This window comes from Streptomyces sulfonofaciens, assembly GCF_014656295.1.
Lineage (GTDB): Bacteria > Actinomycetota > Actinomycetes > Streptomycetales > Streptomycetaceae > Streptomyces > Streptomyces sulfonofaciens.
The window spans coordinates 30,652-56,687 of record NZ_BNCD01000004.1; the positions used below are offsets into that span (position 1 = coordinate 30,652).

The window sequence follows — 26,036 nt, forward strand, 5'->3', positions numbered from 1 at the left end:
ATTACCTGGGGCCCCTTTCCGCAGGCGAAAGGGGCAGTCGGCGCGGGCGGGACCGGCCGTCTCGGCAGCCGGGCACGACCGGCCCGGCGGCCGAAGGCTGACTACGCTGTCCGGAGCACGATGGTGCGCGGTGCCGCACCATGGAGAGATCTCGCAGGTGAGGAGCACGACGTGGCGGTACGAGCGGTCCGGGGTGCCGTCCAGCTCGACAGGGACGAGGCGGACCACATGGCCGAGCAGGTCGGCCGACTGATCACCGCGGTCCTCGAGCGCAACGAGCTGGGCACGGACGACCTGATCAGCATCTGGTTCACGGCCACCCCCGATCTGCACAGCGACTTCCCGGCCGCGGCGGCCCGCAAGCTCGGCATCACCGACGTGCCGCTGATCTGCGCGCAGGAGCTCGACATCAAGGGCGCCATGCCGCGCGTCGTCCGGATCCTCGCGCACGTCGAGACCGACCGCCCCCGCGCCGACGTGGCCCACGTCTACCTGGGTGCGGCCGCCGCACTCCGCAAGGACATCGCCCAATGAGGACCGCGCTCGTCATCGGCACCGGACTGATCGGCACCTCGGCCGCACTGGCCCTCGCGAGCCGCGGCGTGCGGGTGCACCTGGCCGACCACGACCCGGAGCAGGCCCGTACCGCCGCGGCGCTCGGCGCCGGAACCGACACGGAGCCGGCGGGCACCGTCGACCTCGCCGTGGTCGCCGTGCCGCCCGCGCACGTCGCCGCCACCCTGGCCGGCGCCATGCGGCGCGGCGCCGCCCGCGGCTACATCGACGTGGCGAGCGTCAAGGGCGGCCCCCGCCGCGACCTGGAGGCACTGGGCCTGGACGCCGCCGCCCTGGCGTCGTACATCGGCACCCACCCCATGTCGGGGCGCGAGAAGTCCGGGCCGCTGGCGGCCACCGCCGACCTGTTCGAGGGCCGGCCCTGGGTGCTCACCCCGGGCCGGGACACCGACACCGAGGTGCTGAACCTCGCCCTGGAGCTGATCGCGTTCTGCCGGGCCGTGCCGGTGGTGATGGACGCGGACGCCCACGACCGCGCCGTGGCCCTCGTCTCCCACATGCCGCACCTGGTCTCCAACCTGGTCGCGGCCCGGCTCGAGCACGCCGAGGAGAGCGCGGTGCGGCTCTGCGGGCAGGGCATCCGCGACGTGACCAGGATCGCGGCCTCCGAGCCCGCGATGTGGATCGACATCCTCTCCGCCAACCCGGGCCCGGTCGCCGACCTGCTCTCCGACGTCGCCGCCGACCTCGACGAGACGGTCCGGGCCCTGCGTGCCCTGCAGTCCGCCGACGAGGACAAGCGCCTCGGCGGCGCGGGCGGCATCCAGGAGGTGCTGCGGCGCGGCAACGCGGGGCAGACCAGGGTGCCCGGCAAGCACGGCGCCGCACCCACGAGCTACGAGAGCGTCATCGTGCTCATCGACGACCAGCCGGGCCAGCTCGCCCGGATCTTCGCGGACGCGGGCCGGGCCGGGGTGAACATCGAGGACGTCCGCATCGAGCACGCCACAGGACAGCAGGCGGGCTTGGTGCAGCTCATGGTGGTCCCGCAGTCGGTGCCCGTGCTGACGGCGGCGCTGCGGGAGCGGGGCTGGGCCATCCGGCAGTAGCGCAGCGGACGGCGGGGCGCGGCGGGCGCCGCGGTCGGGCCCCTCGGCCCCGTCGGAGGCGCTCGGACGAGCCAGTAACCTTGTGCTGGGCGCACTCGTGCCCGAACCAGCCGCACTGCCACGTCCCGTCCCCCAGGCACGTACGCGTACGATCCGATGCCGAACGCGTACGCCCGTACCAGGAAGGTGCCCGTCTCCTGTGGAAAACGCAGCCACCGCAGCCACCGCCGCCCGGACCGTCCCGGCTGTGATCGTCGCCATCGACGGCCCCTCCGGCACCGGCAAGTCGAGCACGTCACGGGCCGTTGCGGAGCAGATGGGGCTGAGCTACCTCGACACCGGGGCGCAGTACCGCGCGATGACCTGGTGGATGGTGCACAACGGCGTCGACGTCTCCGACCCGGCCGCGGTGGCCGCCGTCGTCGACAAGCCCGAGATCGTCTCCGGAACCGACCCCAGCGCGCCCACCATCACCGTCGACGGCGTGGACGTCTCGGGCCCCATCCGGACGCCCGAGGTCACCGCCAAGGTCAGCGCGGTCAGCGCGGTGCCAGAGGTGCGGGCCCGGATCACCGGGCTGCAGCGGGCGCTCGCGGCCGCAGCGGCGCAGGGCATCGTCGTCGAGGGCCGCGACATCGGCACGACCGTGCTGCCCGACGCCGACCTGAAGGTCTTCCTGACGGCGTCGCCCGAGGCCCGTGCCGCGCGCCGCAGCGGCGAGCTGAAGGGCGCCGACGTGCACACCACCCGCGAGGCCCTGATCAAGCGGGACGCGGCCGACTCCACCCGCAAGGCGTCCCCGCTCGCCAAGGCGGGCGACGCCGTCGAGGTCGACACCACCGAGCTCACCCTCCTGCAGGTCATCGAGTGCGTCGTCACCCTCGTCGAGGAGAAGCGGGCCGCGAAGTGACCGGAGCACCCGCCGCGCCGGGCACGGGCGGAACCCACCAGGCGTCCGCCGCGGCCGGCCGGGCCGCGGCTGAGGGGCCGTCGTTGCTCGGCGCCGAGGTCGGCCGCCGGATCGGCGTCGGCCTGATGTACGGGCTGTGGCGGCCGCGGGTGCTCGGGGCGTGGAAGGTGCCGGCCGCCGGCCCCGTGATCCTGGCCGTCAACCACGCGCACAACCTGGACGGCCCGATGCTGATGGGCACCGCGCCCCGGCCCGTGCACTTCCTGATCAAGAAGGAGGCGTTCGTCGGCCCGCTCGACCCGTTCCTGCGCGGCATCGGCCAGCTCAAGGTGGACCGCGAGGTGGCGGACCGCACCGCCGTCACCCGGGCGCTGGGCGTCCTGGCGCGCGGCGGGGTGCTCGGGATCTTCCCGGAGGGCACCCGCGGCGACGGCGACTTCGCGTCGCTGCGCGCGGGGCTCTCCTACTTCGCGGTGCGCAGCGGGGCGCCGATCGTGCCGGTCGCGGTCCTGGGCAGCACCGCGGCGCGCGGCCGACTGGTGCCCGCGCTGCCACCGCTGCGCGCCCGTGTCGACGTCGTCTTCGGAGACCCCTTCGAAGCCGGCGACGGCAGCGGCCGGCGCACCCGCAAGGCGCTCGACGAGGCGACCGTGCGCATCCAGCAGTGCCTGACCGCCCACCTGGAGAACGCCAGGCGCACCACCGGGCGGCAGGCCACACCCTGAGCCGGTGGACACGTCGGCAGAGCCGGCGGCACGCTGAGATCCACCGGCCACCACGATGAACGAGGTACGGACTTCATGAACGACCAGATCCAGCCCGACGGCCCCATGAGCGAGGGCCCCGGACTCGGCGGAGATGAGCACGGCGCGCTCGGCGACGCCGAGTTCGCCCGGTTCATGGAGCTCGCGCGGGAAGAGGGCTTCGACCTGGAGGACGTCGAGGGCGCCATCGAGGAGGCAGGGCACGGGCCGCTGCCGGTGCTCGCCGTCGTCGGCCGTCCCAACGTCGGCAAGTCGACACTGGTGAACCGCTTCATCGGGCGTCGCGAGGCCGTCGTCGAGGACACCCCCGGAGTCACCCGCGACCGCGTCACCTACGACGCCGAGTGGTCGGGGCGCCGCTTCAAGGTCGTCGACACCGGCGGCTGGGAGCAGGACGTCCTCGGGATCGACGCCTCCGTGGCGGCCCAGGCCGAGTACGCCATCGAGGCCGCCGACGCGGTGGTCTTCGTGGTGGACGCCACCGTCGGCGCCACGGACACCGACGAGGCGGTGGTCCGGCTGCTGCGCAAGGCGGGCAAGCCCGTGGTGCTCTGCGCCAACAAGGTGGACGGTCCGAGCGGCGAGTCCGACGCCGCCATGCTGTGGTCCCTCGGCCTCGGCGAGCCCCATCCCGTCTCGGCACTGCACGGCCGCGGCACCGGTGACATGCTGGACGCCGTCCTGGAGGTGCTGCCGGACGCACCGCGGGAGAGCTTCGGCGGCCAGGGCGGCGGGCCCCGGCGGGTCGCCCTCATCGGCCGTCCCAATGTCGGCAAGTCGTCACTGCTGAACAAGGTGGCGCGGGAGGAGCGCGTCGTCGTCGACGCGCTCGCGGGCACCACCAGGGACCCGGTCGACGAGATCATCGAACTCGGCGGGAAGACCTGGCGGTTCGTCGACACCGCGGGCATCCGCAAGCGCGTCCACCTCCAGCAGGGCGCCGACTACTACGCCTCGCTGCGAACCGCCGCCGCCGTGGAGAAGGCGGAGGTCGCGGTCGTCCTCCTCGACGCGGCCGACAGCATCAGCGTGCAGGACCAGCGCATCATCACCATGGCGGTGGACGCGGGCCGCGCACTCGTCCTCGCCTACAACAAGTGGGACACGCTCGACGAGGAGCGCCGCTACTACCTGGAGCGCGAGATCGAGTCCGAGCTGGGCCAGGTGGCATGGGCCCCGCGGGTCAACGTGTCGGCGCGCACCGGCAGGCACATGGAGAAGCTGGTCCCCGCCATCGAGACGGCCCTCGCGGGCTGGGAGACCCGGGTCCCGACCGGTCGGCTGAACGCCTTCCTCGGCGAGCTCGTCGCCTCCCACCCGCACCCGGTGCGCGGCGGCAAGCAGCCGCGGATCCTCTTCGGCACCCAGGCGGGCACCAAGCCGCCGCGTTTCGTCCTCTTCGCATCCGGCTTCATCGAGCACGGCTACCGCAGGTACATCGAGCGGCGGCTGCGCGAGGAGTTCGGTTTCGAGGGGACGCCGATCCACGTCTCGGTGCGGGTGCGGGAGAAGCGCGGCCGCAAGAAGTGACGCGGGTTCGGGCCCGCCCCCGCCCCGGCGCCGGGAGCCGGGGGGTGGGCCCGCACCTCGCCGCCGAGTGCACGTGACCCGGTGCGCTCCGGCACCACGGGGGCCTGCCGCGGGTGCCACGAGCCGGCCCGCCGCGCGCGTGCCGGGCGGTCCGCGCGGTTTCCCGCGCCCCGTCGTGGCGCGTGGCTGCCCGGGTGTCCGTCAGGCTGCGCGGCCGTGGGGCCGGCGGCCTCCAGGGTGTGTCCGGTGGGCGGTGTGCCTACCGGGGGGCGGTGCCCGGCTCCGGCCGACGGGCCGCCCATACGGTCCGCGCGGTGCGAACGGTCAGATCGCCGCGGCAAAGGACACTGAGCGGGCCCGTGTCGTCGGCGAGCGCGTCGAGGGCGGCCAGGTCGTCCTCGCTCAGCCGGTCGCCGAGGTGCGAGCGCAGGCGGCGCAGGGTCGCCTGGGCGTAGCGGCCGGCGGAGGCGGGCAGCGGCGGCCTCAGGTCGATGGCGAAGTGCCGTTCCGCGGCGACGGTGAAACCGGCCCGGGCCAGCAGGGCGCCCCAGTCGGAGCCGAGGAGCGGCACATCGCGCTCGTGCACCTCGGCCAGTGCGGCGTGGCAGCGCGCTTCCAGCCCCGGGGGGACCGGGGCCGTGCCGCCGGCGCCATGGTCCCCGCCGGGGTGCGCGGGGCCGTCGTCGGTGTCCGGCAGGAAGTGCGGCAGGAAGGATTCCGCCTCGACCAGGGCGAGCAGTCCGCCGGGCCTGAGCGCGGTGAGGACCTCGCTCAGCACACGGTCGGGATCGGCCGTGTGGTGCAGGGACGCGGACGCCCACACGAGGTCGGGGGTTCCGACGGCCGGCCAGGTGTCGTCCAGATCGGCCTGGACGGTGCGCACCCGGTACGCCACTCCGGCCTCCTCGGCCCGCGCCCGCAGATGGTGGAGCATGTGCGGGGACCTGTCCACGGCGGTCGCCTCGGCCTCCTCGAAACGCCTCAGCAGCGTGAAGGTGCCGGTACCGGTGCCGCAGCCGAGGTCGAGGATCCGGCGCGGCGGACGGTCGGCGGTCAGCTCGCCCAGCCAGTCGGCCACCTCCGCCAGGTGGCCGTCCAGCACCTCAGCATCGAGGTCCAGCATCTCGGCCAGGGCCGATTCGTCGGTTGCGTCCGGGTGCGGATGAGAATGGTTCGTCATGGAGCCGACTGTACGAGGGCCTTGCGTTGCTGGCATAACATCTTGCTCATGACGCAAGAAGACGGTGGGCTGGACGCTCTGGTCCGCAAACGGATCAGAGGGTTGCGGGTGGCCAGGGGCTGGTCGCTCGACGACCTCGCCGGCCGCTGCTTCCTGAGCCCCTCCACGCTGAGCCGTATCGAGACGGGGCACCGCCGGATCAGCCTCGACCAGCTCACCGTGCTCGCCCGGGCCCTGGGGACCACGCTCGACCAGTTGGTGGAGTCCGTCGACGACGAGGACGTGGTGATCAGGCCGCAGCACGACGCCGGCCGCGGGGTGACCACCTGGATGCTCAACCGGCAGTCAGGGCCGCACGGCGTGAGCGTGGCGAAGATGCGTCTCACCAAGCCTGCCCGGCAGGGTGCCGAGGTGCTGCGGGTCCACCCCGGCCGGGACTGGTTCACCGTGCTGTCGGGGACCGTCGTGCTGCTGCTGGGGGAGCGGGCCATCAGGATCGAGAGCGGCCAGGCGGCGGAGTTCTCCACCATGGTCCCGCACGCCTTCGGCGCACTGGACGGCCCCGCGGAGATCCTGGGCGTCTTCGACCCGGAAGGGCAGCGCACCCATCTGCGCTCGCTGTCCTGATGCCGGCTCCTGGGCCGGCGGGCTCCTGTGCCGCCTGCTGTGCGGGGGAGCGGCGGACCGGTGCGTGGGGGCGGCAGGAGCGGTGCGCTCAGTGGTCGGCGCCGCGCTGCCGGGTGGGCAGGACGGCGGGCAGCAGTTCCTGGGGCCCGTGGGAGCGGCCGGCCGGCCGCCAGATGCCCGTCTGGTACAGGCCGGTCCGGTCGACCGGATGGCCGCCGACGGGAGGGCCCGGGTAGCCGGGGGCGTCCACATGGGCCTGGCCGGTGCCGTGCAGCCCGGTGGCGGGACCGGAGAGGGCCGCGAAGGTCTTGAACCCCAGGTCCTCCTCACCGCTGCGGTCGCCGGGCAGCGTCCTGAACGCCATGCGGTACTCGGCGTAGAGCCTGTCGTAGATCGGTGTGACCGAACGGCCTGCGGTGCGCTCCGGCGCGTGGCGCATGGCGGGAATCGGGTACGGGGGGCGGCGGGCGGGGTCGTATGTCTGCACGTACGTGCCAACGACGTCAGGGCCCGACGGATGCGGTCGCCGTGCCGCTTTCGCAGGTGGCCGGGGGCTGCGGCCGGTGCTCCCCGCCCGTTCGGCTGCGATCAGCTACCGCTGACCGGCAGGGCGGCGGCCACCAGCAGGCCGCCGGCGGCGGCGTGGTCGAGCGCCTCGCGCAGCAGGTCCTCGCGCGGCTGGCGGCCGATCGATCCCACCGGCGCCGCGAAGAGCAGGACGTGTCGGAGCGTCGCGGCGGCGGTGCGCCAGCCGTCGGTGACCTGGAGGGGGTGGTGCGCCTGCCACCAGGCGACCGGCGTGCCGGCGGGACCCGGCTGGAGCACCGCGTGCAGTTGTCCCATGGCCAGCAGCACCGACCAGCCGTGCAGCACCGGCGGCAGCCGGTCCACGCTGCTCGCCCGGGAGAAGCCCTGCTCGACGAGGAGCGGCAGGAAGTCGTCGCCGGGGCCGGAGGAGCCCGGGCGCCTGATGGGGCCGGTCGGCTCGACCACCAGCGCAGGATGCAGCTCACCGGCGACGAGGACGAGCCCGCTGGTGACCCCGAGCACCGCCTGGCCCGGCACGCTCGGGGCGGGAGGGCCCCCGTCCTCGCCGGAGATCGAGCGCACGGCGCCCCGCAACTGCTCCTCGGTGACCTGGACGACCTGGGAGGGCAGACAGCCGGCGTGGGCGAAGGCCAGTACGGCCGTCTCGTCGCCGACGAACAGGACGGTGCTGGTGTGCTCGCGGTCCGGGTGGCCCGGGGTGCGGCAGGACGTGCAGTCGTAACTGCCGGGGGCGTTCTCCCCGGCGAGCAGCCGGTCGGCTTCTTCGTCGCCGATCTCGGCGCGTACGTCGTCGCTGACGTCGAGCATGCGCGGCACGGTGGCTCCTCGGCGGTCGGTCGGTGCGGTCGGTGCGGTTGGTGCGGTCGGTGCTTCGGTCCCGGCGGGCCGGTGGGCCCGGCTCATGACCAGGACAACGGACGATGCGTGGCGGAGTCACGCCCGAAGGCGCCGGGAATCGAACCGTCCCGTGGGGCGAGGGGGCCGTCGTGGACCCGGCGTCAGCCTGGCGTCAACGCGGTGCGGGCCAGGGGGAGTTGCGCATGCCGCCGGAGCGGGCGAGGGCCTGGGGGCGGGCCGACAAATCCTGACATCACGTTATGAAGGGGGTGTCCGAAAAGAGACGGGAACTCCTGTCCGAGGCGCGCCCTCGTCGACGGGTGCACCGCCTCGCGGCGTGTTAGAGTCCGGAAAAGCGTACAAATCATTACTTATACCAGTAGGAGTGGCGGTTCGTGCAGGGGGCAGGCCCCTCGCACGGCTCCCCCGCACGGGCCTCGGCGCGGCTCCTCGCCGGCCTCCGTACGGGCCTCGTGGAACCCCGGTCCGGAGGTCCTGCTTCCGGTTCCCGGCGGCAGCTACCAATGGCACAACTCTTGCGGAACAAGACAGTGGTGGCGTCCAACCCTCCCCTTCGCCCGGGGGTCGGACCCCGTGGCAGGCGGGCGTGACGGTCGTCCGCGGGGCGCACGAGATACGGGGACGCATGCACATCTCCTTCCTCATCCACAACGGCTACGGGATCGGGGGAACGATCCGGACGACCTACAATCTGGCGGCCACGCTGGCCCAGCAGCACGACGTCGAGGTCGTCTCCGTCTTCCGGCACCGCGACAGGCCACTGCTGCCGCCCGGCCCGGGAGTGCGGCTGAGACACCTCGTCGACACCCGCAAGAACTCCCCGGACTCCGACCTGGGCCACCCCGCCCACCAGCGGCCGACACGTGTGTTCCCGCGCGCCGACGGCCGCCACGTGCAGTACAGCGCGCTCACCGACCTGCGTATCGCCGGGCACCTGGGGACCACGGAGGCCGACGTCGTAGTCGCCACCCGGCCGGGCCTGAACGTGCACCTCGCCCGGCACACCAGGCCGGGGCCGGTACGGGTCGGGCAGGAGCACCTGACCCTGGACAGCCATCCGCGCACCCTGCGCGCGCAACTGCGCGCCGTGTACCCGCGGCTCGACGCGCTCACCACCACCACCGAGGCCGACGCGCGGGCCTACCGGGCGCGGATGCGGCTGCCCGGTGTGCACCTGGAGGCCATCGCGAACCCGGTGCCCCGGCCCGCGGTGCAGCCCGCCGACGGTCTCGGGAAATGGGTCGTGGCGGCCGGCCGGCTCACCCGCGTCAAACGGTACGACCTGCTGATCAGGGCCTTCGACACGGTCCGCACCCAGCGTCCGGACTGGCGGCTGCGGATTTACGGCGGCGGCGACCAGAAGCAGCGGCTGCGCACCCTGATCGACCGTCTCGGCCTCTACAACCACGTCTTCCTGATGGGCGTCGCGCACCCCATCGAGTCCGAGTGGGTGAAGGGCTCGATCGCCGCCGTGACCTCCTCGCTCGAGTCGTTCGGCATGACGATCGTGGAGGCGATGCGCTGCGGGCTGCCCGTGGTCTCCACCGACTGCCCGCACGGCCCCGGCGAGATCATCGCGGACGGTGTGGACGGCCGGCTCGTCGAGGTGGGCAACGCCGACGCCGTCGCCCGCGGCCTGCTGGAGCTGATCGACGACGACGGGCTGCGGCTGCGGATGGGCGCCGCCGCGGTCAGGGACGCCGAGCGGTTCGACCCGGCACGGATCGCGGAGCGCTACACGACGCTGTTCACCACGCTCGTCGCCCGGGGCGGCGGCCCCCGCAGCGCTGGCTGGCGCGCCCCGCTGCACCGTGCCACCGGCGCCCTCGCCGGTGTCGCGCTCACGGCACGCGCCGTCGCCCGCGGCGCACAGCAGAAGCAGAAGGGGCACACCGCATGAGCACGCCCTCTCCGGCCCCCGCGGCGGACCGCGAAGGGACAGGCGCCGCCGGCGGCCCGGCCGCCCCCGTGAGCGGACCGCGCACGGCCGGCACCGCTGAAGCGGAGAGCACCCCGCCGCGCGGGGACTGCACGGCCGACGCCACGGGCCGTCTGAGCTTCCGCATCGCCGGGCCGGTCCCGCGGCGGCCCGCCGACGGCCCGCCGCACCTGCTGCTGCGCCGCCGCGGCAAGGACCCCGCGGAAGAGGTGCGGCTGCCCCTCGTCCCGCTGGACGACGGACGCCTGGGCGCCTCCCTCGACCCGGGTGACGCACTCGCCGAGGGCCGCTGGGACGCGTACCTGGAGGACGCGGACGGGGCACGGCCGCCCGTGGCACCCGGAGTCCACGATCTGCGCGCGCTGGTCGACCGCGACCCGGCCGGTGGGCCCGGCCCCGTCGCCGTGCGCATCCCCTACACCACCAAGGGCGGCGACCTCGCCGTGCGCTGCTGGCGGCGCGCCCCGCACGCGGAGGCCGGTGAACTGCACATCACGGGCGGCGTGCTGACCGTGCACGGCCTGCTGTACGGCGCCACGCCGGCCCCGGGGGCCCACGGGGAACTGCGCCGCCGGGGGACCGGGCACACCGTGCGCGCCGAAACCGCCACAGACGGGCCCCGGTTCACCTGCACCGTGCCGTACCGGGCACTGGCCGACGCCGCGCCGCCGGGCATCTGGGACCTGTGGCTGCGCCCCGCTGGCGAGCACGGGCCCCGGGTGCGGATCGCACGGCTGCTCGACGACATCGCCGACAAGAAGCACATCTTCACCTTCCCCGCGGTCCCCGTGACGGGCGGCAGGGCCCCGCTCGCGGCACAGCCGTACTACACCGTCGACAACGACCTCGCGGTGCGCGTCGAGGTGGCGGAGGGCGCCGAACCGTCCGGGTGAGCGGCGGCGGGCACCCGCCCCGGCGCCGCCGCCGTCGACCCCGCCGTCCTCACCGAACTGGCGCACGCCTGCCGGGACGGTGAGCGGCTGCACTTCGACTACCGCGACCACGGCGGCACCACATCCCGCAGGGCCGCGGAACCGTACCGCCTGGTCTGCACCGAGCGCCTCTGGTACCTCGTCGCCTGGGACGTGCGGCGCGAGGGCTGGCGGACCTTCCGCGCGGACCGCATCACCCCGCGCCCGCCGCACGGCCCGCGCTGCGCGCCGCGCACCGCCCGCCGAGGACCTGGCCGCCTACGTCTCGCGCGGCGTCTCCACGCAGGTGTACGCGGCCCGGGCCGTGCTGCGCCTGCTGGTGCCCGTCGACGTGGCGGCCCGGCGGATCACACCGTCGGCCGGCTCCCTGGCGCCGGAGGGCCCGGAAAGCTGCCTGCTGCGCACCGGCGCGGCGAACCTGGAGGTGCTCGCGATCCATGTGGCGAGCACCGGCTTCGAGTTCGAGGTGATCGAGCCCGTCGAGCTCCTGGACGCGCTCAGGGCGTCCCGGGACCGCCTGGGCCGGGCTCTCCTTCGGAGCGCCGCACCTGCTCCGGCGCGTAGCGCGGATAGTGCAGGTCGAACGCCGGCGACTCCGAGCGGACCAGGGGGAGCGTGACGAAGTTGTGCCGCGGTGGCGGGCAGGACGTCGCCCACTCCAGGGAGCGGCCGTAGCCCCAGGGATCGTCCGTCGTGACCCGCTTGCCGTACCTCTTCGTGTGCCAGACGTTGTAGAAGAACGGCAGCGTGGACGCGCCGAGCAGGAAGGAGCCGATCGTCGAGACCGTGTTGAGCGGAGTGAAGCCGTCCGCGGCCAGGTAGTCGACGTAGCGGCGCGGCATGCCGGCGGCGCCGAGCCAGTGCTGCACCAGGAACGTGGTGTGGAATCCGACGAAGAGCGTCCAGAAGTGGATCTTGCCGAGCCGTTCGTCGAGCATCGTGCCGGTGAACTTCGGCCACCAGAAGTAGAACCCGGCGAAGGTGGCGAACACCACGGTGCCGAAGACCACGTAGTGGAAGTGGGCCACCACGAAGTACGAGTCCGTGACCTCGAAGTCGAGCGGTGGCGAGGCCAGGATGACGCCGGTCAGACCACCGAAGAGGAACGTCACCAGGAAGCCGATGGACCACAGCATCGGTGTCTCGAAGGAGAGCGAGCCGCTCAGCATGGTGCCCGTCCAGTTGAAGAACTTCACCCCGGTCGGCACCGCGATCAGGAACGACATCAGGGAGAAGTAGGGCAGCAGCACCCCGCCGGTGGCGAACATGTGGTGCGCCCACACCATGATCGAGAGGCCGGTGATCGCCATCGTCGCGCCGATGAGCATCACGTACCCGAAGATCGGCTTCCGGCTGAAGACCGGCAGGATCTCCGTGACGATGCCGAAGAACGGCAGCGCGATGATGTACACCTCCGGATGGCCGAAGAACCAGAAGAGGTGCTGCCACAGCAGCGACCCGCCGTTGGCCGGGTCGAAGATGTGCGCGCCGAAGGTCCGGTCCACCTCCAGCGCCAGCAGTTCCGCGGCCAGCACCGGGAAGGCGAGCAGCACCAGGATCGAGGTGAACAGCACGTTCCAGGTGAAGATGGGCATCCGGAACATCGTCATGCCGGGGGCGCGCATACCGATCACGGTGGTCAGGAAGTTCACCGCGCCGAGGATCGTGCCGAAGCCGGACAGTGCCAGGCCCATGATCCACATGTCGGCGCCGACGGTGGGCGTGCGCACGTCGCTGTTGAGCGGCGCGTAGGCGAACCAGCCGAAACCCGGCGCGCCGTCCGGCAGCAGAAAGGCGCCGAGCACGATCAGGCCCCCGAACAGGAAGAGCCAGTACGACAGCATGTTCAGACGCGGAAAAGCGACATCGGGCGCGCCGATCTGAAGCGGCATGATCTCGTTCGCGAATCCGGCGAACGTGGGGGTGGCAAACAGCAGCAGCATGATCGTGCCGTGCATGGTGAACAACTGGTTGTACTGGTCGCTCGAGACGATCTGGAGCCCGGGCCTGGCCAGTTCCGCCCGCATCACCAGTGCCATGAAACCGGCGGCCAGGAAGAACCCGAAAGACGTGATCAGGTACAGGTGGCCGATCTTCTTGTGGTCGGTGGTGGTCAGCCAGTCGACGATGATCGCGCCGGGCCGCCTGGCGGGCGCTTGGGGTTCGGCCTCGTCAGTGGCCGTCCGCCCGGTGCGCGTGTCCATCTGTGCCCCCTCGCCGTCGGGTACGGGCCGGCCGGGGACCGACGCCTCGACGTGTCAGGACCGGTGTCCGGAAAGGATTTTCGCGGGCTCGAAAGGAAAAGAACGAATGACGTCGTGTCCCGCTGTCCCGGAAACGCCGTCGCACCGACCGTATCAGCGCACCTGCCGGGCGGCGCGACGTCCATTACCGGGGTGTTTCGCGGAGCCGGGGCAGAGCGCCCGCATATGCGTCCACGGCGCCTTTCCGCATGCCGCGGGAATTCAGGAACCACTCGAACGGCGGGCGCGCATTCGAGGAGAGCGGTGTCGTGATCCTGTGACAGAAGTGTGACCCCCCGGGGACCGGTGACGGAAGGTCGCGGCCCTGGCGGATGCCGAGGTACGGCGCGCACGTGCCCGACGGCGGGCCGCCCGGCGGGCCTTGGCGACCGGGCCGGCGGCTGCCCGGTGCCCGGCCGCGGACTTGTGGGCCGCGTGAGTGGCGTGAGTCGGGTGAGCGGCGTGACTGTGCGCGGCGTGAGTGATGTGAGCGGTGCGAGTCGCTTGAGTCGCATGCGGCTCGTCCGGCGCGGCCGGCCTGATCGGCTTTCCCGGTCCGGCGGCGGCGCATACGGTGGCCTGCATGGCACCCATACCACCGCCCCCCGCGGAACCAGAGGACGACCTCCAGAGCTACGTCGGACTCCCGGTGGACGAGGCCGAGGAGCGGGCACGCGAGCGTGGCTGGTCCACGGTCAGGTCGCTGGCGCCGGGCTCCGTCATCACCATGGAGTACCGCTACGGGCGGCTGAACTTCGAGGTCGAGGGCGGCACCGTACGCCGTAGCTGGAAGGGGTGAGCCCGCCCGGGCCGGGTGCGTACCGGTCCGGGCGCCACCCGTGCGCGGGGTCGGCAGCGGTGCGCACCGCATCCCCCGCCTCCCCGGGGGCCCGGCGCGCACCCGCCGCTCAGGCGCCCGTCAGGGGGCGTGCCGTGGTGCGCGGCGGACGGTGCTCCGAGTTCGGCGGACGGCGGCTGCCCGCGGGGGTGACCGGGCTCCGCTCCGCACGTGTGGTGTGCGGGCCCTGCGCCAGGTGGGCCGCGGCCCTGCCCGGGCGTACCGCGGCGACCGGCTCGGCCACCGGTTCACGGGCCGGCGCCGTGTCGGCCTCGGCGACGTGCGGTGGGAAGAACGCGGGCGCGCCGACGGCCGGGGACGGCGTCGCCGGGGCGGAGGCGCGGCGGTTGCGCAGCGCGTCCCGGCGGGCCAGCAGCCAGCCCTCGGCCCTGGCGATGAGCGGCTCGCACCACGGCAGCGCCAGCAGGATCAGCAGTCCTGCGGCCCAGCCGAGCAGCACGTCGCTCAGCCAGTGCGTGCCCAGGTAGACCGTGGTGAGGCCGACGCCCAGCGCCACCACCGCGGAGGTGGCGGACAGATAGCGGCGGGCCCGCGGCGTGGAGGCCAGATACGCCAGGATGCCCCAGGTCACCACGGCGTTGGCGGTGTGCCCGGAAGGAAATATATCGCCGCCGCGCCACATCTCGTTGGAGCCGATCACGGTGGCGTAGTGCGGACCGAGGCGGCCCATGCCGAGCTTGGCCGCGCCCACCGTGGCGTTGAGCAGGAGCAGCGCCGCACCCAGCGTCAGCAGCGGGCGCAGCGTGTGCTGCCGCCACGAGCGCCAGCCCAGCCAGGCCGCCACCATGACCGCCGTGGGACCGCGCTGGCCGAGTACGACGTAGTAGTCCAGGAAGGCGTGCACCTGGGGCCACTGCTGGTAGGGCCTGAAGAACATGACCTGCCAGTCGAAGCGGACCAGCCACGACGTGGTGACCACGGCCCACACGATGGCCAGGTAGAAGGCCAGGGTCGCGCCCAGGAGCACGATCCTGTGCCGGCTCATCCTCGGTACGTCGAGGTTGGCCGGTCGTTCCGGCTCACGGTCAAGACGGGCGAAGACCCGGTCCAGACGGGTGAGGCATCGTTCGGTACGCACTCAATCGACGTTACAGCGAGTGAGCTGAAGAGCAGCTCGAAACCACGGCTTTGTGATGACGATGTGATGTGGGATTGCTCTCAACTGGTGGCTTATTCTTGGGGTATTCGCAATCTGCTGAACTCCTTGTCGTGCCATTGCCCTGCTCATTCTTATGGGTGCTTTATGGGCCGGCCGAATTCCGTTCACCGACTGCTTGTTCGGAATTTTCCGGGCGCTCACCGCGTCCCGGCGGGGCCGCAGCGCCGTCAGGGTGGGCCCGAACCGTTCAGCCAGAAGGCCCCGTACACCGCCGAGCCCACCGCCGCACACCCGAGCACCAGTGCGGACCTCGGTGTTCGCAGCCGCGCCAGGGCCACCGCGAGCGGCAGCAGGAGCGGGAAGGCGGGCATCAGCAGCCTCGGCTTGGAACCGAAGTAGCTCTCGGCGCCCAGGGCGAGCGCCACGACGACGCCGGAGTACACCAGCAGGGGCAGCGGTTGCCGCTCACGTACGCACCGCACGTACAGCCACACCACGAGCGCCACACCCACCAGCAGGCCGAGCCCCGCGAACACCGAGGGGAAGCCCGTCAGCCGCGCGGCCGCGAACCGGGCGAAGGCCAGCCCCCCGTCGAAGCCGTTGCCCCATTGCCCCTGCACATCCAGATAGCCGCCCAGGCCCCCTCCCGTGCGCCGGCCCACCCACAGCACGTAGCCCGCGGCGCCCAGCGGGGCCAGCAGCGCCCCGAGGACCGCGCGCCAGGACCATCGCTCCCGCCCGGAGCACCAGGCGGCCGCCCAGACGGCGGCGGCCACGGCCATGCCGACCGGCCGGGTGAGCCCCGCGAGGCAGGCCAGCGCACCGGCCGTGACCCAGCGCCTGGTCAGCGCCGCGTACAGCGACCAGGCGGCGAGCGCCGTGAACAGCGACTCGCTGTACGCCATCGACTGCACGACGCCCACCGGGAGCACCGCCCACAGCAGTGCCGCACAGACCGCGGCGCGCCGCCCGTACAGCCGGTCGGCCACCGCGAAGACGCCCCAGGCGGCGGCGAGCGAGGCCGACCAGGACGTGAGGAGGCCGGCGTCCGCGTACGGCAGCGGGCTCACCGCGGCGCCCAGCCGCTCCAGCCAGGGCAGCAGCGGGAAGAACGCCAGGTCGGTGTGGACGGTGCCGTCCGGCAGCCGCACCCGCCAGCCGTAGCCGTACGCGGCCACCCGCATGTACCAGAGGGAGTCCCAGCGCCCGGAGAGCAACTGGTGCGCGCTCTTGCCCGCCGGCGCACTCCACAGCGCCAGCAGCAGGACCCCCAGCGCACGGACCGCCGCGTACCCCAGGAGGGCGGGCGCTGCGTGCCGCAGGGCGTCCGCCGCGCGTGCCGGCAGGCGGCCCGCACGGCGCGGGACGGCTGCCCGCGGCGACGGCGTGCGATGATCAAGTTCGGCCACGTGCTCGATTATCAGGGGTCGCGCGGCGGGCGCAGGCATGTCTCGGCAGCCGTGTCCCCGCGACGGCGGCCGGTGCGGACCGGCTCTCCCGGCGGTCTCCGGGCCGGTGCGGGGGCCGGTGGAGAGTGGTGTACGCCACATCATGTCCCGGCATCGGAGCGGGGTGCACCACATGACTTCCCGGGGATCTCGCGTACGCTGGCCGCTCACTCGCCTTTCGCCGCGGGAGCCGCCGGTCCGGACGACAGCACCAGCCTCCTGCGCCGAGGCAGCAGAAAGCGCCCCGCGGGCCCGCCGAGTGCGCGGGACCATCTGGGAGGTACCTACATGTCCGGGACGACCACGGCCGCGGGGCGAACCCCGGGCGCCACCCGGCATCGCCACCGTCTCGACCGCGTGGTCGCGGGCCGGCAGGCCAACCGGTGGCTCGTCCTCGTCGTGCTCTGCGTCAGCCTGCTGCTCGTCGCGGTGGACGCCACCGTGCTGCACGTCGCGGTGCCCGCCGTCACCGAGGACCTGCGGCCCGGTGCCATGGAGCTGCTCTGGATCGTCGACGCCTATCCGCTCGTGTGCGCCTCGCTGCTGATCCTCTTCGGCACGCTCGGTGACCGCGTCGGCCGCAGACGGATCCTTCTGATCGGGTACGCGCTCTTCGGCGTCGCGTCCGCCGTGGCGGCCTTCGCCGACAGCGCCCAGGTGCTGATCGCGGCCCGTGCGCTGCTGGGCGTCGGCGGTTCGATGATCATGCCGGCCACGCTGTCGATCCTGCGCCAGGTCTTCCCCGACCGGCGGGAGCGGGCGCTTGCCATCGGCATCTGGAGCGCGGTCGCCGCGGTCGGCGCGGCCGTCGGGCCGCTGCTCGGCGGCTTCCTGCTCGAACACTTCTGGTGGGGTTCGGTCTTCCTGGTCAACATCCCGCTGATGCTGGTCAGCCTCCCCGTGGGGCGCTGGCTGCTGCCCGAGTCGACGGGCGAGCGCAACGGCCCCTGGGACGTCCTCGGGGCGCTGATGGCCGCGGGCGGGCTCTTCGGCGTGGTGTTCGGCGTGAAGTGCCTGGGCAGCGGCGGTGCGCCGCTCGGTCCCGAGACCCTGCTGCCGCTGGTCGTGGGCGGGGCCCTGATCACCGCCTTCGTGCGCCGGCAGCGCCGCAGGCCGCAGCCGCTGGTGGACCTGCGCATGTTCGCCAGGGCCGCGTTCACCACCTCCGTCGGCTGCATCGTGCTGGCGATGCTCGCCCTGGTCGGCCTCGAACTGATCGCCGCGCAGTATCTGCAACTGGTCCTCGGGCTCTCCCCGCTGGAGACCGGCCTGCGGCTGCTGCCGCTGACCGTGGCGGCCATGGCGGCCGGCCTTGCGGGGTCGAAGATGCTGCACCGCTTCGGGCCGCGCGTCATGGTCGTGTTCGGGTTCTGCCTCACCGCGGCGGCGGTGGGCCTCCTCACGCTGATGGGCGGGCACGACAACGCCCGCCTGATGCTCGGCGCGTTCGTCCTGCTCGGCTTCGGCCTGGAGACGACGCTCTTCGGCGCCTACGAGTCGATGCTCAACGAGGCGCCGTCGGCGCAGTCGGGCGGCGCGGCGGCGATCGGCGAGACGTCGTACCAACTGGGTGCAGGGATGGGCATCGCCCTGCTGGGCAGTGTGATGAACGCCGCGTACGCGCCCGGGCTCTCCTCGGTGCGCGGGGTGCCGGCAGCCGACCGGCGGGACGCCGGCCACTCGCTCGGCGAGGCATACGAGGTCTCCGGCCGGCTCGGGGGCCATGCGGGGGCCGCGCTGCGTGCCGCGGCCCGGACCTCGTTCGTCCACGGCCTCCATGTGACGCTGCTGGTCAGCGCGGTGCTGTTGCTGCTGGGAGCGGTGGCGGCGCTGCGGTTGCCGAGGGTGATGGTGTGCGACGGGGGCACCGGCGGGGTGCCGGCGCCGCGTGCGCCGGAGGAGGACCGCAGGAGCCGGGGCGCGCCGGCTCTCGACGAGGCCCGCCGCTGACACCCGGGCCCGAGGCCCCGCCCCTCGCACGAACAGGACGCGGGGCCCGGCCCACCGAGCCGCCGCCACGTTGCGGAACACCGGGCGCTGACCGTACGGTCGGCGCAGCAGGTTACCGTTGCTAGTTTCTGCGGAGAAGGCCATGCCCGAAGCACAGAAGCCTCCGGTCTTCGACCCGGCCGACCCCCTGGGGATCGACGACCTCCTGAGCGAGGACGACCTGGCGATCCGCACGACGGTGCGCGCCTGGACCGCGGACCGGGTGCTGCCCAGGGTGGCCGAGTGGTACGAGGCCGGAGAGCTGCCCGAGGTCAGGGAGCTGGCACGGGAACTGGGGGCGCTCGGCGCGCTGGGCATGTCGCTCACCGGTTACGGCTGCGCCGGCGCGAGTGCCGTCCAGTACGGGCTCGCCTGCCTGGAACTGGAGGCCGCGGACTCCGGCATCCGCTCGCTGGTGTCCGTGCAGGGCTCACTCGCCATGTACGCGATCCACCGGTTCGGCTCCGAGGAGCAGAAGCGGCAGTGGCTGCCGAGGATGGCCGCGGGCGAGGCCATCGGCTGCTTCGGTCTGACCGAGCCGGACCACGGCTCGGATCCGTCCGCCATGCGCACCCGCGCCCGCCGCGACGGCACGGACTGGCTGCTCAGCGGCCGCAAGATGTGGATCACCAACGGCTCGGTGGCCTCGGTCGCCGTCGTCTGGGCCCGTACCGAGGAGGGCGTGCGCGGCTTCCTCGTCCCGACGGACGCGCCCGGCTTCTCCGCGCCCGAGATCAGGCACAAGTGGTCCCTGCGCGCCTCGATCACCAGCGAACTAGTCCTCGACGACGTCCGGCTGCCGGCCGACGCGGTGCTGCCCGGCGCCACCGGGCTGCGCGGCCCGCTCAGTTGCCTGAGCCACGCCCGCTACGGCATCGTCTGGGGCGCCATGGGCGCCGCCCGCACCTGTTTCGAGACGGCCCTCGACTACGCGAAGCAGCGGGAGCAGTTCGACCGGCCGATCGGAGGCTTCCAGCTCACCCAGGCCAAGCTCGCCGACATGGCGCTCGAACTGCACAAGGGGATCCTGCTCGCCCACCACCTCGGCCGCCGGATGGACGCCGGCCGGATCAGGCCCGAGCAGATCAGTTTCGGAAAACTCAACAACACCCGCGAGGCCCTGGAGATCTGCCGTACCGCCAGGACGATCCTGGGAGCCAACGGCATCTCGCTCGAATACCCCGTGATGCGGCACGCCACCAATCTGGAGTCCGTACTGACGTACGAGGGCACCGTCGAGATGCACCAGCTCGTGCTGGGCAAGGCACTCACCGGGCTCGACGCCTTCCGTTAGCCACCGGCCCGGTGAGCGGGACCGGAGGAGCCGGCGGCGGTCAGGCGGTCGGGGGTGGCGCGGTGTCGGATCGGCCCACGGGTGTGGTGCCCCGGCGAGCGTCCCTGCCTCAGCTCTGGTTGAAGAACCCGTCCGTGGGGCGACCGGCCGTCGTCCCGCTGACGATCTCGGTGTGCGCGGGGGTCAGCAGGAAGACCCGGCTGGCCACCCGGTCGATGGAGCCGCGCAGCCCGAAGATCAGCCCCGCGGCGAAGTCCACCACGCGTTTGGCGTCGGAGGGCTCCATCGCCGTCAGGTTCATGATCACGGGCACGCCGTCGCGGAAGAGCTCGCCGATGATGCGTGCGTCTCGGAAGCTGTCCGGGGTGACGGTGCCGATTCTGTTGCCCTGGTCCTCGGCCGTGTCGGTCGCCACCCGCACCCGCGGGTCGGTCACCCAGGCGTCGCCCGATCCGCGCTCGGATCCGTCTTCCTCGTAGCCGTCGTAGTAACGCTCGTCATCGTTGTCGTCGACGAGGCCAAGCCAGGCACTCGCCTTACGCACCGATCCCATGGACGCCTCCTCTCACCGCGGTCATTCTCCGATCCGCATCATCCCTATCGTTGTCCATGATGCGGATGCGGCGCCAAGGGGATAGTCGCCGCGCGGGGTGTTCGTGACGGTACTGGTGCACACACATTCCCCCTTGACGCCTTGATACTCAAGGCTCTTGTGGTGCATGCCTGCTGACTGAGAGTGAAATAATATTCTTCGCGGCGTCCGGGTGACGGCCGGAGCGTCCGGGTGAACACGGCGGTCGGTACGATGCCGCAGGTCGCGGCGGTGCACAGAGCGGACGCACCGTCCTGCACCACCCCATACGCCATGTCACCACCATAGGCGGCGGATAGGGCGCGCACGCCGGAGCCGCGGCGCGGATCGAATCCGGCACGGCGTGGTGGTGTTACAGAGCGGAGACATTCCGGCGGAGCATGGGCGGGCAACGGCCGGGCCGTCCGGACGCGGGCCCGGCGGCCGCAGCAGGGCCCGGGCGCCCCGGCCCCTCCCCGGGGCCGCCGCCCGGCGCAGCGCACGATCACCGCCGCTCGTGCGCGTGGCGCACCAGGACGGGCTTTCCGCATTCGTTCTGACGGCGACTCAGCCCGGCTGCCGGTGAACGAGCCGAACGGGGTGGGGGCGCCGGGTGCGGGGAGTGCGTCGCACGGGTGGGCCCGGTGGGTGCCGCGACCGCGGCCCGTGCACCGGGCGGACGCGTGCCGCGGCGCCGCCGGGTCAGCCCCCGACCTCCGGCGGTGAGATCCGCGACCGCTCGATCGCGGAGCCCGTCGTCCCCCACTTCCTCAGGATCCGCCGGTACGTGCCGGTCGTCAGCAGCCGGTCCACCGCGGCCTGGAACGCCGGCGCCAGCGGCGTGCCCTTCCTGAAGGCGAAACCGACGTCGAGCCGGCGGTACTCGCCGAGGAACCTGAAGCCCTGCTGCTCCGCGATCGCGTACCGCAGGCCGTTGATGGTGCCCATCGTGACATCGGTACGCCCCTGCTGGAGAGACGACCAGATGGCGCTGGAGTCCGCGTACGTCTGCACGGTGTAGGGCTTCCTGCCCTCGCTCTCGCAGACCTTCCTGCCGTCCTCCAACGTGGCCTCGAAGGTGGTGCCCGCACCGGTGGAGACGGTCAGGCCGCAGAGCTGGTCCAGGTTCGTGATCCGCTCCAGCCCGCTGTCCGCGCGCGCTGCGAAGCCCTGGCCGTCGTTGATGTAGGTGACGAAGTCGATGGTCCTGCGGCGCTCGTCGGTCACCCCGAAGTTCCCGGTGCCCAGGTCGAACTTGCCGCTCTCCAGGGCCGGCAGGATCGCCTCGAAGCTCGCCGCCTGGCGCTTCAGCCGCAGCCCGAGCACCCTGGCGGCGGCGTCCGCGAAGTCGACGTCCTGGCCGGCGATCGTCCTGCCGTCGTCCAGATAGGTCGCGCCGGGCGCGCTGCCCACGGAGGTGGCGATGGTGAGCGTGCCCCGCCTGCGGACGTCCGCGGGCAGCAGCCGCGCGGCGGCCTCGTCCTCGTGGACCGAGGACACCACATCGGCGGTCGGCACCCGGCTGCCGCGGGCGGCCGGCCCGGCACCGGGAGCACCCGCGCCGCCGAATCCGCACGCGGTGAACGCCAGGGCGGCGGCGGTGCACAGGGCGAAGGCGGCAACGAGGCGCCGGCCGGGCGCCGGGAACGTACTCATGGCGTGCATGCTCCAAGGCTGGGCTGGGCTGCGTGGAGTACCTGCCGTGGCTTGAGGGGAGCACGGCAGGTGAAGGGGTGGTGCTGACCGGCACGGCCGCCGTCGTACGGCAGGTACGACGGCGGACGGACGGGCTGGCGTGTGAAGGCCGGGGCGACGGCGCCGCACACGGGCGCCGGAACTCACAGGAACGCGAGGGACCGCGGCGGGGGAGCACCGCACGACCGCTTCGGCGACCGGCAGGACCGGAAAGACGCAGGGGTCCGGTTCAGACGGCGCGGACGGTCGGCTCGCCGGGCATCAACAACACGACGCGGACCACACTCGACCGAAGTCGATGTGGGAGCGCGAGACCAGCCATGGCTGCGGATGCATGAGCACAAGTGGAACAGGCATCCGTTTGCGCGTCAACCGATCCTCAGACAGCCGGACCAGAGTCCGGACAACCGTTGACAAGCGCTGCGCCACCCCCCGTAGTCTCTTGGGAACGGACCGCTGCTGAGGGGCTCGGTACCGTGCGCTGCCGTGTGAAGGCACCATCCCTGCGGGATCCCTGTGTCCACGGAGCCTTCGCATGTCCTCCAGCACCCTCACCCCGAGCACCCCGCCCACCGAGCAGGACCGTCCGTCCGCACCCGCACCGCGCATCGTGCCGCGCCGGCGCCCGGGCCAGTGGGCCGCCGCCGTCGTCCTGCTGGTCCTCCTCGCCCTCGCGATCCGCTCCGTACTGCGCAACAGGGCCTTCCAATGGGACGTGGTCGCACACTACTTCACGTCCACCGCCGTACTGCGCGGCCTTGGCCTCACCCTCTGGCTGACCGCGGTCGTCATGGCCCTCGGCTTCGCACTCGGCGCCCTGCTCGCCGCCATGCGGCTGTCAGGCAACCCGGTGCTACGGGCTGTGAGCTGGGGCTACGTATGGCTCTTCCGGTCGGTGCCGATTCTGGTGCAACTGCTGTTCTGGTTCAACATCGGTGCCCTGTACCCGCAGATCCTGGGCGTGCGGACGGTGAACCTGCTCGGTCCCGTGACCGTGGCCGTCGTCGGGCTCACCCTGCACGAGGCCGCCTACGCGGCCGAAGTGGTGCGCGGCGGCATCCTCTCCGTGGACCGAGGGCAGATCGAGGCCGCACAGGCGCTCGGCCTCGGCCGGTGGCGCCGCAGCAGGCGCATCGTGGCGCCGCAGGCCATGCGCGCCATCGTGCCGCCGGCCGGCAACATGCTGATCGGCACCCTCAAGGGCACCTCCATCGTCAGTGTGATCGCCGTCCAGGACCTGCTCTACTCGGCGCAGCTCGTGTACCACCGCACCTACCAGGTCATCCCGCTGCTGATGGTCGCCACACTCTGGTACGTGGCCGTCACCTCGGTGCTCGGCGTCGGCCAGCACTACGTCGAGCGGCACTTCGCACGCGGCTCGGAGCGCCGATGACGAGGAACTCGCCGGTGATCGTGGGCGCGGGGCCGCGGGCCACGGGCACGGTGGAGCGCATCGCGGCCAATGCCCCGCGGTCGTACGGGCATCCGGCCGCCCCGCTCGACATCCACCTCGTCGACCCCTGCCCGCCCGGCGCGGGACGCATCCGGCGCCGGGACCGGTCGCCGCTGCTGTGGATGAACCCGCAGGCCGAGGACATCACGATGGTCACCGACGAGACGGTGGAACTGGCCGGTCCGGTGCGTCCGGGGCCCACCCCGCACGAGTGGGCGGGCATCGACGGCCGCACCTTCGCCGGCCGGCGGTTGCGGGGCGCCTACCCGCGCCGGGTCCACGACCAGGCGGTGGCGGCGCTGCCGGCCGGCATCACCGTCCACCACCACCCGCGGCGCGCCTGCGGTCCGGGGGACGACGCCGTGGCCCGCGCCGTCCTCGGCTTCCTGCGCCACCTGAGCTGTCCGACCGCCGCCTGACCGGCGGCCCCGAGCGGTCCCGCACCCGGGACCGGCCCTTCCCGTACCCGCGCGCCCCCGCCGCCCAGCCCCGCCCCGCCGGACCCGAGGAACCCATGTCCCTGACCAGTGATCCACCTGTCGGCAAAGCGACCTCCCCAGCCGATGGCGGCAGCCGTGCACCCGACGGCGGCCACGACGCCCACGCGGCCCTTGCGGTCGTGCCCGTGCGCCACCCCTGGCGGTGGGCCGCGGTCGCCGTGACCGCCGTGCTGGTGGCCCAGTTCCTGCACGGCCTCGTCACCAACCCCGGCTGGGAGTGGGAGGTGTTCGCCCGCTTCTTCGCCACCGAGACCATCCTCAGGGCCGTCTGGATCACGCTCCAGCTCACCTTCTACGGGACGGCCCTCGGGTTCGGCCTGGGGCTGGTGCTCGCCTTCATGCGGCTCTCCGCGAGCCCGTTCCTCAAGGGCGTGGCGTTCACCTACATCTGGGCGTTCCGGTCCATCCCGCTCATCGTGCAACTGCTGTTCTGGTTCAACCTCGCGTATCTGTACAGGCGGTTGCAGTTCGGCATCCCGTTCGGGCCCGGCTTCTTCTCGTTCGACACGATGGGGCTGGTCGGCGCGATGAGTGCCGCGGTGCTCGGGCTCGCGCTGCACCAGGCCGCGTACGCGGCGGAGATCGTCCGCGGGGGTGTGCTGGCCGTCGACGAGGGGCAGTTGCAGGCGGCCGCCGCGCTGGGCATCCCAAAGCTCCGGCAGATCCGCCGGATCGTGCTCCCGCAGGCGATGCGCTCCATCCTCCCGAACGCCGCCAACGAGGTCATCTCGCTCTTCAAGGGCACCTCGATCGTCTCCGTGATGGCGATCGGGGAGCTGTTCTACCAGGTGCAGGTCGTCTACGGCCGCAACGGCCGGGTGGTGCCGCTGCTGATGGTCGCGACCGTCTGGTACATCCTCCTGACCACCGTCCTCTCCGTCCTCCAGCACTACGTCGAACGACGCTTCTCGAAGGGAGCCGTGCGATGAGTGCGGACCTGGGCGAACACGGCACCACGGCCGAGGGCGGCGCTCCGTCCGAGGGCAACGCGGCGGGGGCGGTGCGGGCCGTGCGGGACGCCGCTGATCCGGCGCCGGGCCAGGCGGGCCCCCCGCTGCCCGACGGGGCGACCGCACGGGAACACCGCACACCGGCCGGCGGGGCGCCCGCCATGGTGGACGTCAGGTCCGTGCACAAGAGTTTCGGCGCGCACGAGGTGCTGCGCGGCATCGACCTGCGGGTGCGCGCCGGCGAGGTCGCCGTGGTACTCGGCCCGTCGGGATCGGGCAAGTCGACGCTGCTGCGCACCATCAACCACCTGGAGAAGGTGGACAGCGGCCGGATCAGCGTGGACGGCGCCCTCGTCGGCTACCGGCGCTGTGGCGACAGGCTCTACGAGCTGCGCGAACGGGAGATCCTCAAGCAGCGCACCCGGATCGGCTTCGTCTTCCAGAACTTCCACCTCTTCCCGCACCTGACCGTGCTGGACAACATCGTCGAGGCCCCGGTCTCCGCGCTGAAGCGGCCCCGCAGGCAGGCGGTGGCCGCCGCCGAGAGGCTGCTCGCCCGCGTCGGGCTCGCCGACCGCGCCGCCTCCTACCCCAGGCAGCTCTCCGGCGGCCAGCAGCAGCGCGTCGCCATCGCCCGCGCGCTGGCCCTGGAGCCGAAGCTGCTGCTCTTCGACGAGCCCACATCCGCGCTCGATCCCGAGCTGGTCGGGGAGGTCCTCGACGTCATCAAGGACCTGGCGCACCAGGGCACCACGATGATCGTCGTCACCCACGAGATCGGCTTCGCCCGGGAGGTGGCCGACACCGTGGTCTTCATGGACGACGGCCGCATCGTCGAGCAGGGCAGCCCGGCGGAGGTGCTCGACAGGCCCCGGCACGACCGCACGAGGGCCTTCCTCTCCAAAGTGCTGTGACACCACGCCCCGCCCGTACCGCCTGTCGGGCCCGTCCCGCCCGTCCCGTGAGTCCCGTGAGTCCGGGCCGCGGCGGCGCTCCGGCCCCACCCGCCCCCCGTCCCGCC

General features: G+C 72.8%; 23 protein-coding genes and 1 pseudogene. 16 read left to right on the forward strand and 8 right to left on the reverse strand.

Translation table 11 applies throughout. The features are described from left to right. Nucleotides 1–171: 171 nt before the first annotated feature. The 5 genes from aroH (at nt 172) to der (ending at nt 4,829) form a co-directional block, all read left to right on the forward strand. A complete protein-coding gene (gene aroH / locus IE313_RS08240) occupies nt 172–534 on the forward strand; it encodes a chorismate mutase (RefSeq protein WP_189930315.1) in 363 nt (120 codons plus the stop codon). Then, nucleotides 531–1,625 carry a prephenate dehydrogenase gene (locus tag IE313_RS08245; RefSeq protein ID WP_189930316.1) on the forward strand — a complete coding sequence of 365 codons (1,095 nt, stop codon included), beginning with the start codon at nt 531–533 and terminating at the stop codon, nt 1,623–1,625. Before aroH ends, IE313_RS08245 begins: the two co-directional genes overlap by 4 nt. 247 nt (nt 1,626–1,872) lie before the next feature. After that, the gene (gene cmk / locus IE313_RS08250) at nt 1,873–2,535 is read left to right on the forward strand and encodes a (d)CMP kinase (RefSeq protein ID WP_189930675.1); all 663 of its coding nucleotides are present in this window, start codon (nt 1,873–1,875) and stop codon (nt 2,533–2,535) included. After that, nucleotides 2,493–3,260: a lysophospholipid acyltransferase family protein gene (locus tag IE313_RS08255; protein ID WP_189930317.1), complete on the forward strand. Its 768-nt coding sequence runs from the start codon at nt 2,493–2,495 to the stop codon at nt 3,258–3,260. The genes cmk and IE313_RS08255 overlap by 43 nt, the downstream gene beginning before the upstream one ends. A gap of 75 nt (nt 3,261–3,335) precedes the next feature. After that, on the forward strand, nt 3,336–4,829 hold the full coding sequence (gene der, locus IE313_RS08260) for a ribosome biogenesis GTPase Der (RefSeq protein WP_189930318.1): 1,494 nt from the start codon (nt 3,336–3,338) through the stop codon (nt 4,827–4,829). Nucleotides 4,830–5,088: 259 nt separating this feature from the next. Here der and IE313_RS08265 read toward each other — a convergent pair whose 3' ends face one another. After that, nucleotides 5,089–6,009: a class I SAM-dependent methyltransferase gene (locus IE313_RS08265; RefSeq protein ID WP_189930319.1), complete on the reverse strand. Its 921-nt coding sequence runs from the start codon at nt 6,007–6,009 to the stop codon at nt 5,089–5,091. 48 nt (nt 6,010–6,057) lie between these two features. Between IE313_RS08265 and IE313_RS08270 the strand changes: the two genes are divergently transcribed. After that, nucleotides 6,058–6,636 carry a helix-turn-helix domain-containing protein gene (locus IE313_RS08270; protein ID WP_189930320.1) on the forward strand — a complete coding sequence of 193 codons (579 nt, stop codon included), beginning with the start codon at nt 6,058–6,060 and terminating at the stop codon, nt 6,634–6,636. A gap of 88 nt (nt 6,637–6,724) precedes the next feature. On the opposite strand, the gene IE313_RS08275 is transcribed toward IE313_RS08270, so the two are convergent. Together IE313_RS08275 and IE313_RS08280 are read right to left on the reverse strand one after the other, a co-directional pair. Then, complete coding sequence (locus IE313_RS08275) at nt 6,725–7,075, reverse strand: hypothetical protein (RefSeq protein ID WP_189930321.1); 351 nt, start codon at nt 7,073–7,075, stop codon at nt 6,725–6,727. Between the two features lie 149 nt (nt 7,076–7,224). Then, nucleotides 7,225–8,001, reverse strand: a complete 777-nt coding sequence (locus tag IE313_RS08280) for a DUF8842 C-terminal domain-containing protein (RefSeq protein WP_189930322.1) — start codon at nt 7,999–8,001, stop codon at nt 7,225–7,227. 667 nt (nt 8,002–8,668) lie between these two features. Between IE313_RS08280 and IE313_RS08285 the strand changes: the two genes are divergently transcribed. From IE313_RS08285 to IE313_RS08295, 3 genes and pseudogenes are all read left to right on the forward strand, one after another. Beyond that, complete coding sequence (locus IE313_RS08285; protein WP_189930323.1) at nt 8,669–9,943, forward strand: glycosyltransferase family 4 protein; 1,275 nt, start codon at nt 8,669–8,671, stop codon at nt 9,941–9,943. After that, entirely contained in the window at nt 9,940–10,875 is a 936-nt protein-coding gene (locus IE313_RS08290) for a hypothetical protein (RefSeq protein ID WP_229924476.1), read from the forward strand. Before IE313_RS08285 ends, IE313_RS08290 begins: the two co-directional genes overlap by 4 nt. 24 nt (nt 10,876–10,899) lie before the next feature. After that, nucleotides 10,900–11,461, forward strand: a pseudogene (locus IE313_RS08295) (helix-turn-helix transcriptional regulator); the annotation flags it as partial. Here IE313_RS08295 and ctaD read toward each other — a convergent pair. After that, nucleotides 11,412–13,118 carry an aa3-type cytochrome oxidase subunit I gene (gene ctaD / locus IE313_RS08300; protein WP_189930324.1) on the reverse strand — a complete coding sequence of 569 codons (1,707 nt, stop codon included), beginning with the start codon at nt 13,116–13,118 and terminating at the stop codon, nt 11,412–11,414. The pseudogene IE313_RS08295 and the gene ctaD sit on opposite strands and share 50 nt — an antisense overlap. 622 nt (nt 13,119–13,740) lie before the next feature. Here ctaD and IE313_RS08305 point away from each other — a divergent pair. Further along, nucleotides 13,741–13,956, forward strand: a complete 216-nt coding sequence (locus IE313_RS08305) for an I78 family peptidase inhibitor (RefSeq protein WP_189930325.1) — start codon at nt 13,741–13,743, stop codon at nt 13,954–13,956. Between the two features lie 109 nt (nt 13,957–14,065). Here the strand turns inward: IE313_RS08305 and IE313_RS08310 are convergent, their stop codons facing one another. Both IE313_RS08310 and IE313_RS08315 read right to left on the reverse strand, forming a co-directional pair. Further along, nucleotides 14,066–15,094, reverse strand: coding sequence for a phosphatase PAP2 family protein (locus IE313_RS08310; RefSeq protein WP_189930326.1), 1,029 nt, complete (start codon nt 15,092–15,094; stop codon nt 14,066–14,068). Between the two features lie 248 nt (nt 15,095–15,342). Further along, nucleotides 15,343–16,524 (reverse strand): glycosyltransferase family 39 protein, encoded by a 1,182-nt coding sequence (locus IE313_RS08315; protein WP_373316949.1) that lies wholly within the window; start codon nt 16,522–16,524, stop codon nt 15,343–15,345. 327 nt (nt 16,525–16,851) lie between these two features. On the opposite strand from IE313_RS08315, the gene IE313_RS08320 reads away from it, so the two are divergent. Together IE313_RS08320 and IE313_RS08325 are read left to right on the forward strand one after the other, a co-directional pair. After that, nucleotides 16,852–18,513, forward strand: coding sequence for an MFS transporter (locus IE313_RS08320; protein WP_189930328.1), 1,662 nt, complete (start codon nt 16,852–16,854; stop codon nt 18,511–18,513). A 142-nt stretch (nt 18,514–18,655) separates the two neighbouring features. Then, nucleotides 18,656–19,846 (forward strand): acyl-CoA dehydrogenase family protein, encoded by a 1,191-nt coding sequence (locus IE313_RS08325; protein ID WP_189930329.1) that lies wholly within the window; start codon nt 18,656–18,658, stop codon nt 19,844–19,846. Between the two features lie 109 nt (nt 19,847–19,955). On the opposite strand, the gene IE313_RS08330 is transcribed toward IE313_RS08325, so the two are convergent. Beyond that, nucleotides 19,956–20,399, reverse strand: a complete 444-nt coding sequence (locus IE313_RS08330) for a cell division protein SepF (RefSeq protein ID WP_189930330.1) — start codon at nt 20,397–20,399, stop codon at nt 19,956–19,958. 720 nt (nt 20,400–21,119) lie between these two features. Further along, complete coding sequence (locus tag IE313_RS08335; RefSeq protein ID WP_189930331.1) at nt 21,120–22,073, reverse strand: ABC transporter substrate-binding protein; 954 nt, start codon at nt 22,071–22,073, stop codon at nt 21,120–21,122. A 574-nt stretch (nt 22,074–22,647) separates the two neighbouring features. On the opposite strand from IE313_RS08335, the gene IE313_RS08340 reads away from it, so the two are divergent. The 4 genes from IE313_RS08340 to IE313_RS08355 all read left to right on the forward strand — a co-directional run bounded on the left by IE313_RS08340 (nt 22,648) and on the right by IE313_RS08355 (nt 25,929). Continuing rightward, a complete protein-coding gene (locus IE313_RS08340) occupies nt 22,648–23,505 on the forward strand; it encodes an amino acid ABC transporter permease (RefSeq protein WP_189930332.1) in 858 nt (285 codons plus the stop codon). Next, nucleotides 23,502–23,984, forward strand: coding sequence for an FAD/NAD(P)-binding protein (locus tag IE313_RS08345; RefSeq protein WP_189930333.1), 483 nt, complete (start codon nt 23,502–23,504; stop codon nt 23,982–23,984). Before IE313_RS08340 ends, IE313_RS08345 begins: the two co-directional genes overlap by 4 nt. A 95-nt stretch (nt 23,985–24,079) precedes the next feature. Next, on the forward strand, nt 24,080–24,994 hold the full coding sequence (locus IE313_RS08350; protein ID WP_189930334.1) for an amino acid ABC transporter permease: 915 nt from the start codon (nt 24,080–24,082) through the stop codon (nt 24,992–24,994). A 182-nt stretch (nt 24,995–25,176) separates the two neighbouring features. Beyond that, on the forward strand, nt 25,177–25,929 hold the full coding sequence (locus tag IE313_RS08355; protein WP_189930677.1) for an amino acid ABC transporter ATP-binding protein: 753 nt from the start codon (nt 25,177–25,179) through the stop codon (nt 25,927–25,929). The last annotated feature ends 107 nt before the right edge of the window (nt 25,930–26,036 follow it).

Excerpts from the sequence above, each read along its gene's own strand:
- IE313_RS08245 (WP_189930316.1), top strand. The coding sequence starts at position 531 with ATGAGGACCGCGCTCGTCATCGGCACCGGACTGATCGGCACCTCGGCC.
- der (WP_189930318.1), top strand. The coding sequence starts at position 3,336 with ATGAACGACCAGATCCAGCCCGACGGCCCCATGAGCGAGGGCCCCGGA.
- IE313_RS08265 (WP_189930319.1), bottom strand. The coding sequence starts at position 6,009 with ATGACGAACCATTCTCATCCGCACCCGGACGCAACCGACGAATCGGCC.
- IE313_RS08270 (WP_189930320.1), top strand. The coding sequence starts at position 6,058 with ATGACGCAAGAAGACGGTGGGCTGGACGCTCTGGTCCGCAAACGGATC.
- IE313_RS08275 (WP_189930321.1), bottom strand. The coding sequence starts at position 7,075 with ATGCGCCACGCGCCGGAGCGCACCGCAGGCCGTTCGGTCACACCGATC.
- IE313_RS08285 (WP_189930323.1), top strand. The coding sequence starts at position 8,669 with ATGCACATCTCCTTCCTCATCCACAACGGCTACGGGATCGGGGGAACG.
- IE313_RS08290 (WP_229924476.1), top strand. The coding sequence starts at position 9,940 with ATGAGCACGCCCTCTCCGGCCCCCGCGGCGGACCGCGAAGGGACAGGC.
- ctaD (WP_189930324.1), bottom strand. The coding sequence starts at position 13,118 with ATGGACACGCGCACCGGGCGGACGGCCACTGACGAGGCCGAACCCCAA.
- IE313_RS08305 (WP_189930325.1), top strand. The coding sequence starts at position 13,741 with ATGGCACCCATACCACCGCCCCCCGCGGAACCAGAGGACGACCTCCAG.
- IE313_RS08320 (WP_189930328.1), top strand. The coding sequence starts at position 16,852 with ATGTCCGGGACGACCACGGCCGCGGGGCGAACCCCGGGCGCCACCCGG.
- IE313_RS08325 (WP_189930329.1), top strand. The coding sequence starts at position 18,656 with ATGCCCGAAGCACAGAAGCCTCCGGTCTTCGACCCGGCCGACCCCCTG.
- IE313_RS08330 (WP_189930330.1), bottom strand. The coding sequence starts at position 20,399 with ATGGGATCGGTGCGTAAGGCGAGTGCCTGGCTTGGCCTCGTCGACGAC.
- IE313_RS08335 (WP_189930331.1), bottom strand. The coding sequence starts at position 22,073 with ATGAGTACGTTCCCGGCGCCCGGCCGGCGCCTCGTTGCCGCCTTCGCC.
- IE313_RS08340 (WP_189930332.1), top strand. The coding sequence starts at position 22,648 with ATGTCCTCCAGCACCCTCACCCCGAGCACCCCGCCCACCGAGCAGGAC.
- IE313_RS08345 (WP_189930333.1), top strand. The coding sequence starts at position 23,502 with ATGACGAGGAACTCGCCGGTGATCGTGGGCGCGGGGCCGCGGGCCACG.
- IE313_RS08350 (WP_189930334.1), top strand. The coding sequence starts at position 24,080 with ATGTCCCTGACCAGTGATCCACCTGTCGGCAAAGCGACCTCCCCAGCC.
- IE313_RS08355 (WP_189930677.1), top strand. The coding sequence starts at position 25,177 with ATGGTGGACGTCAGGTCCGTGCACAAGAGTTTCGGCGCGCACGAGGTG.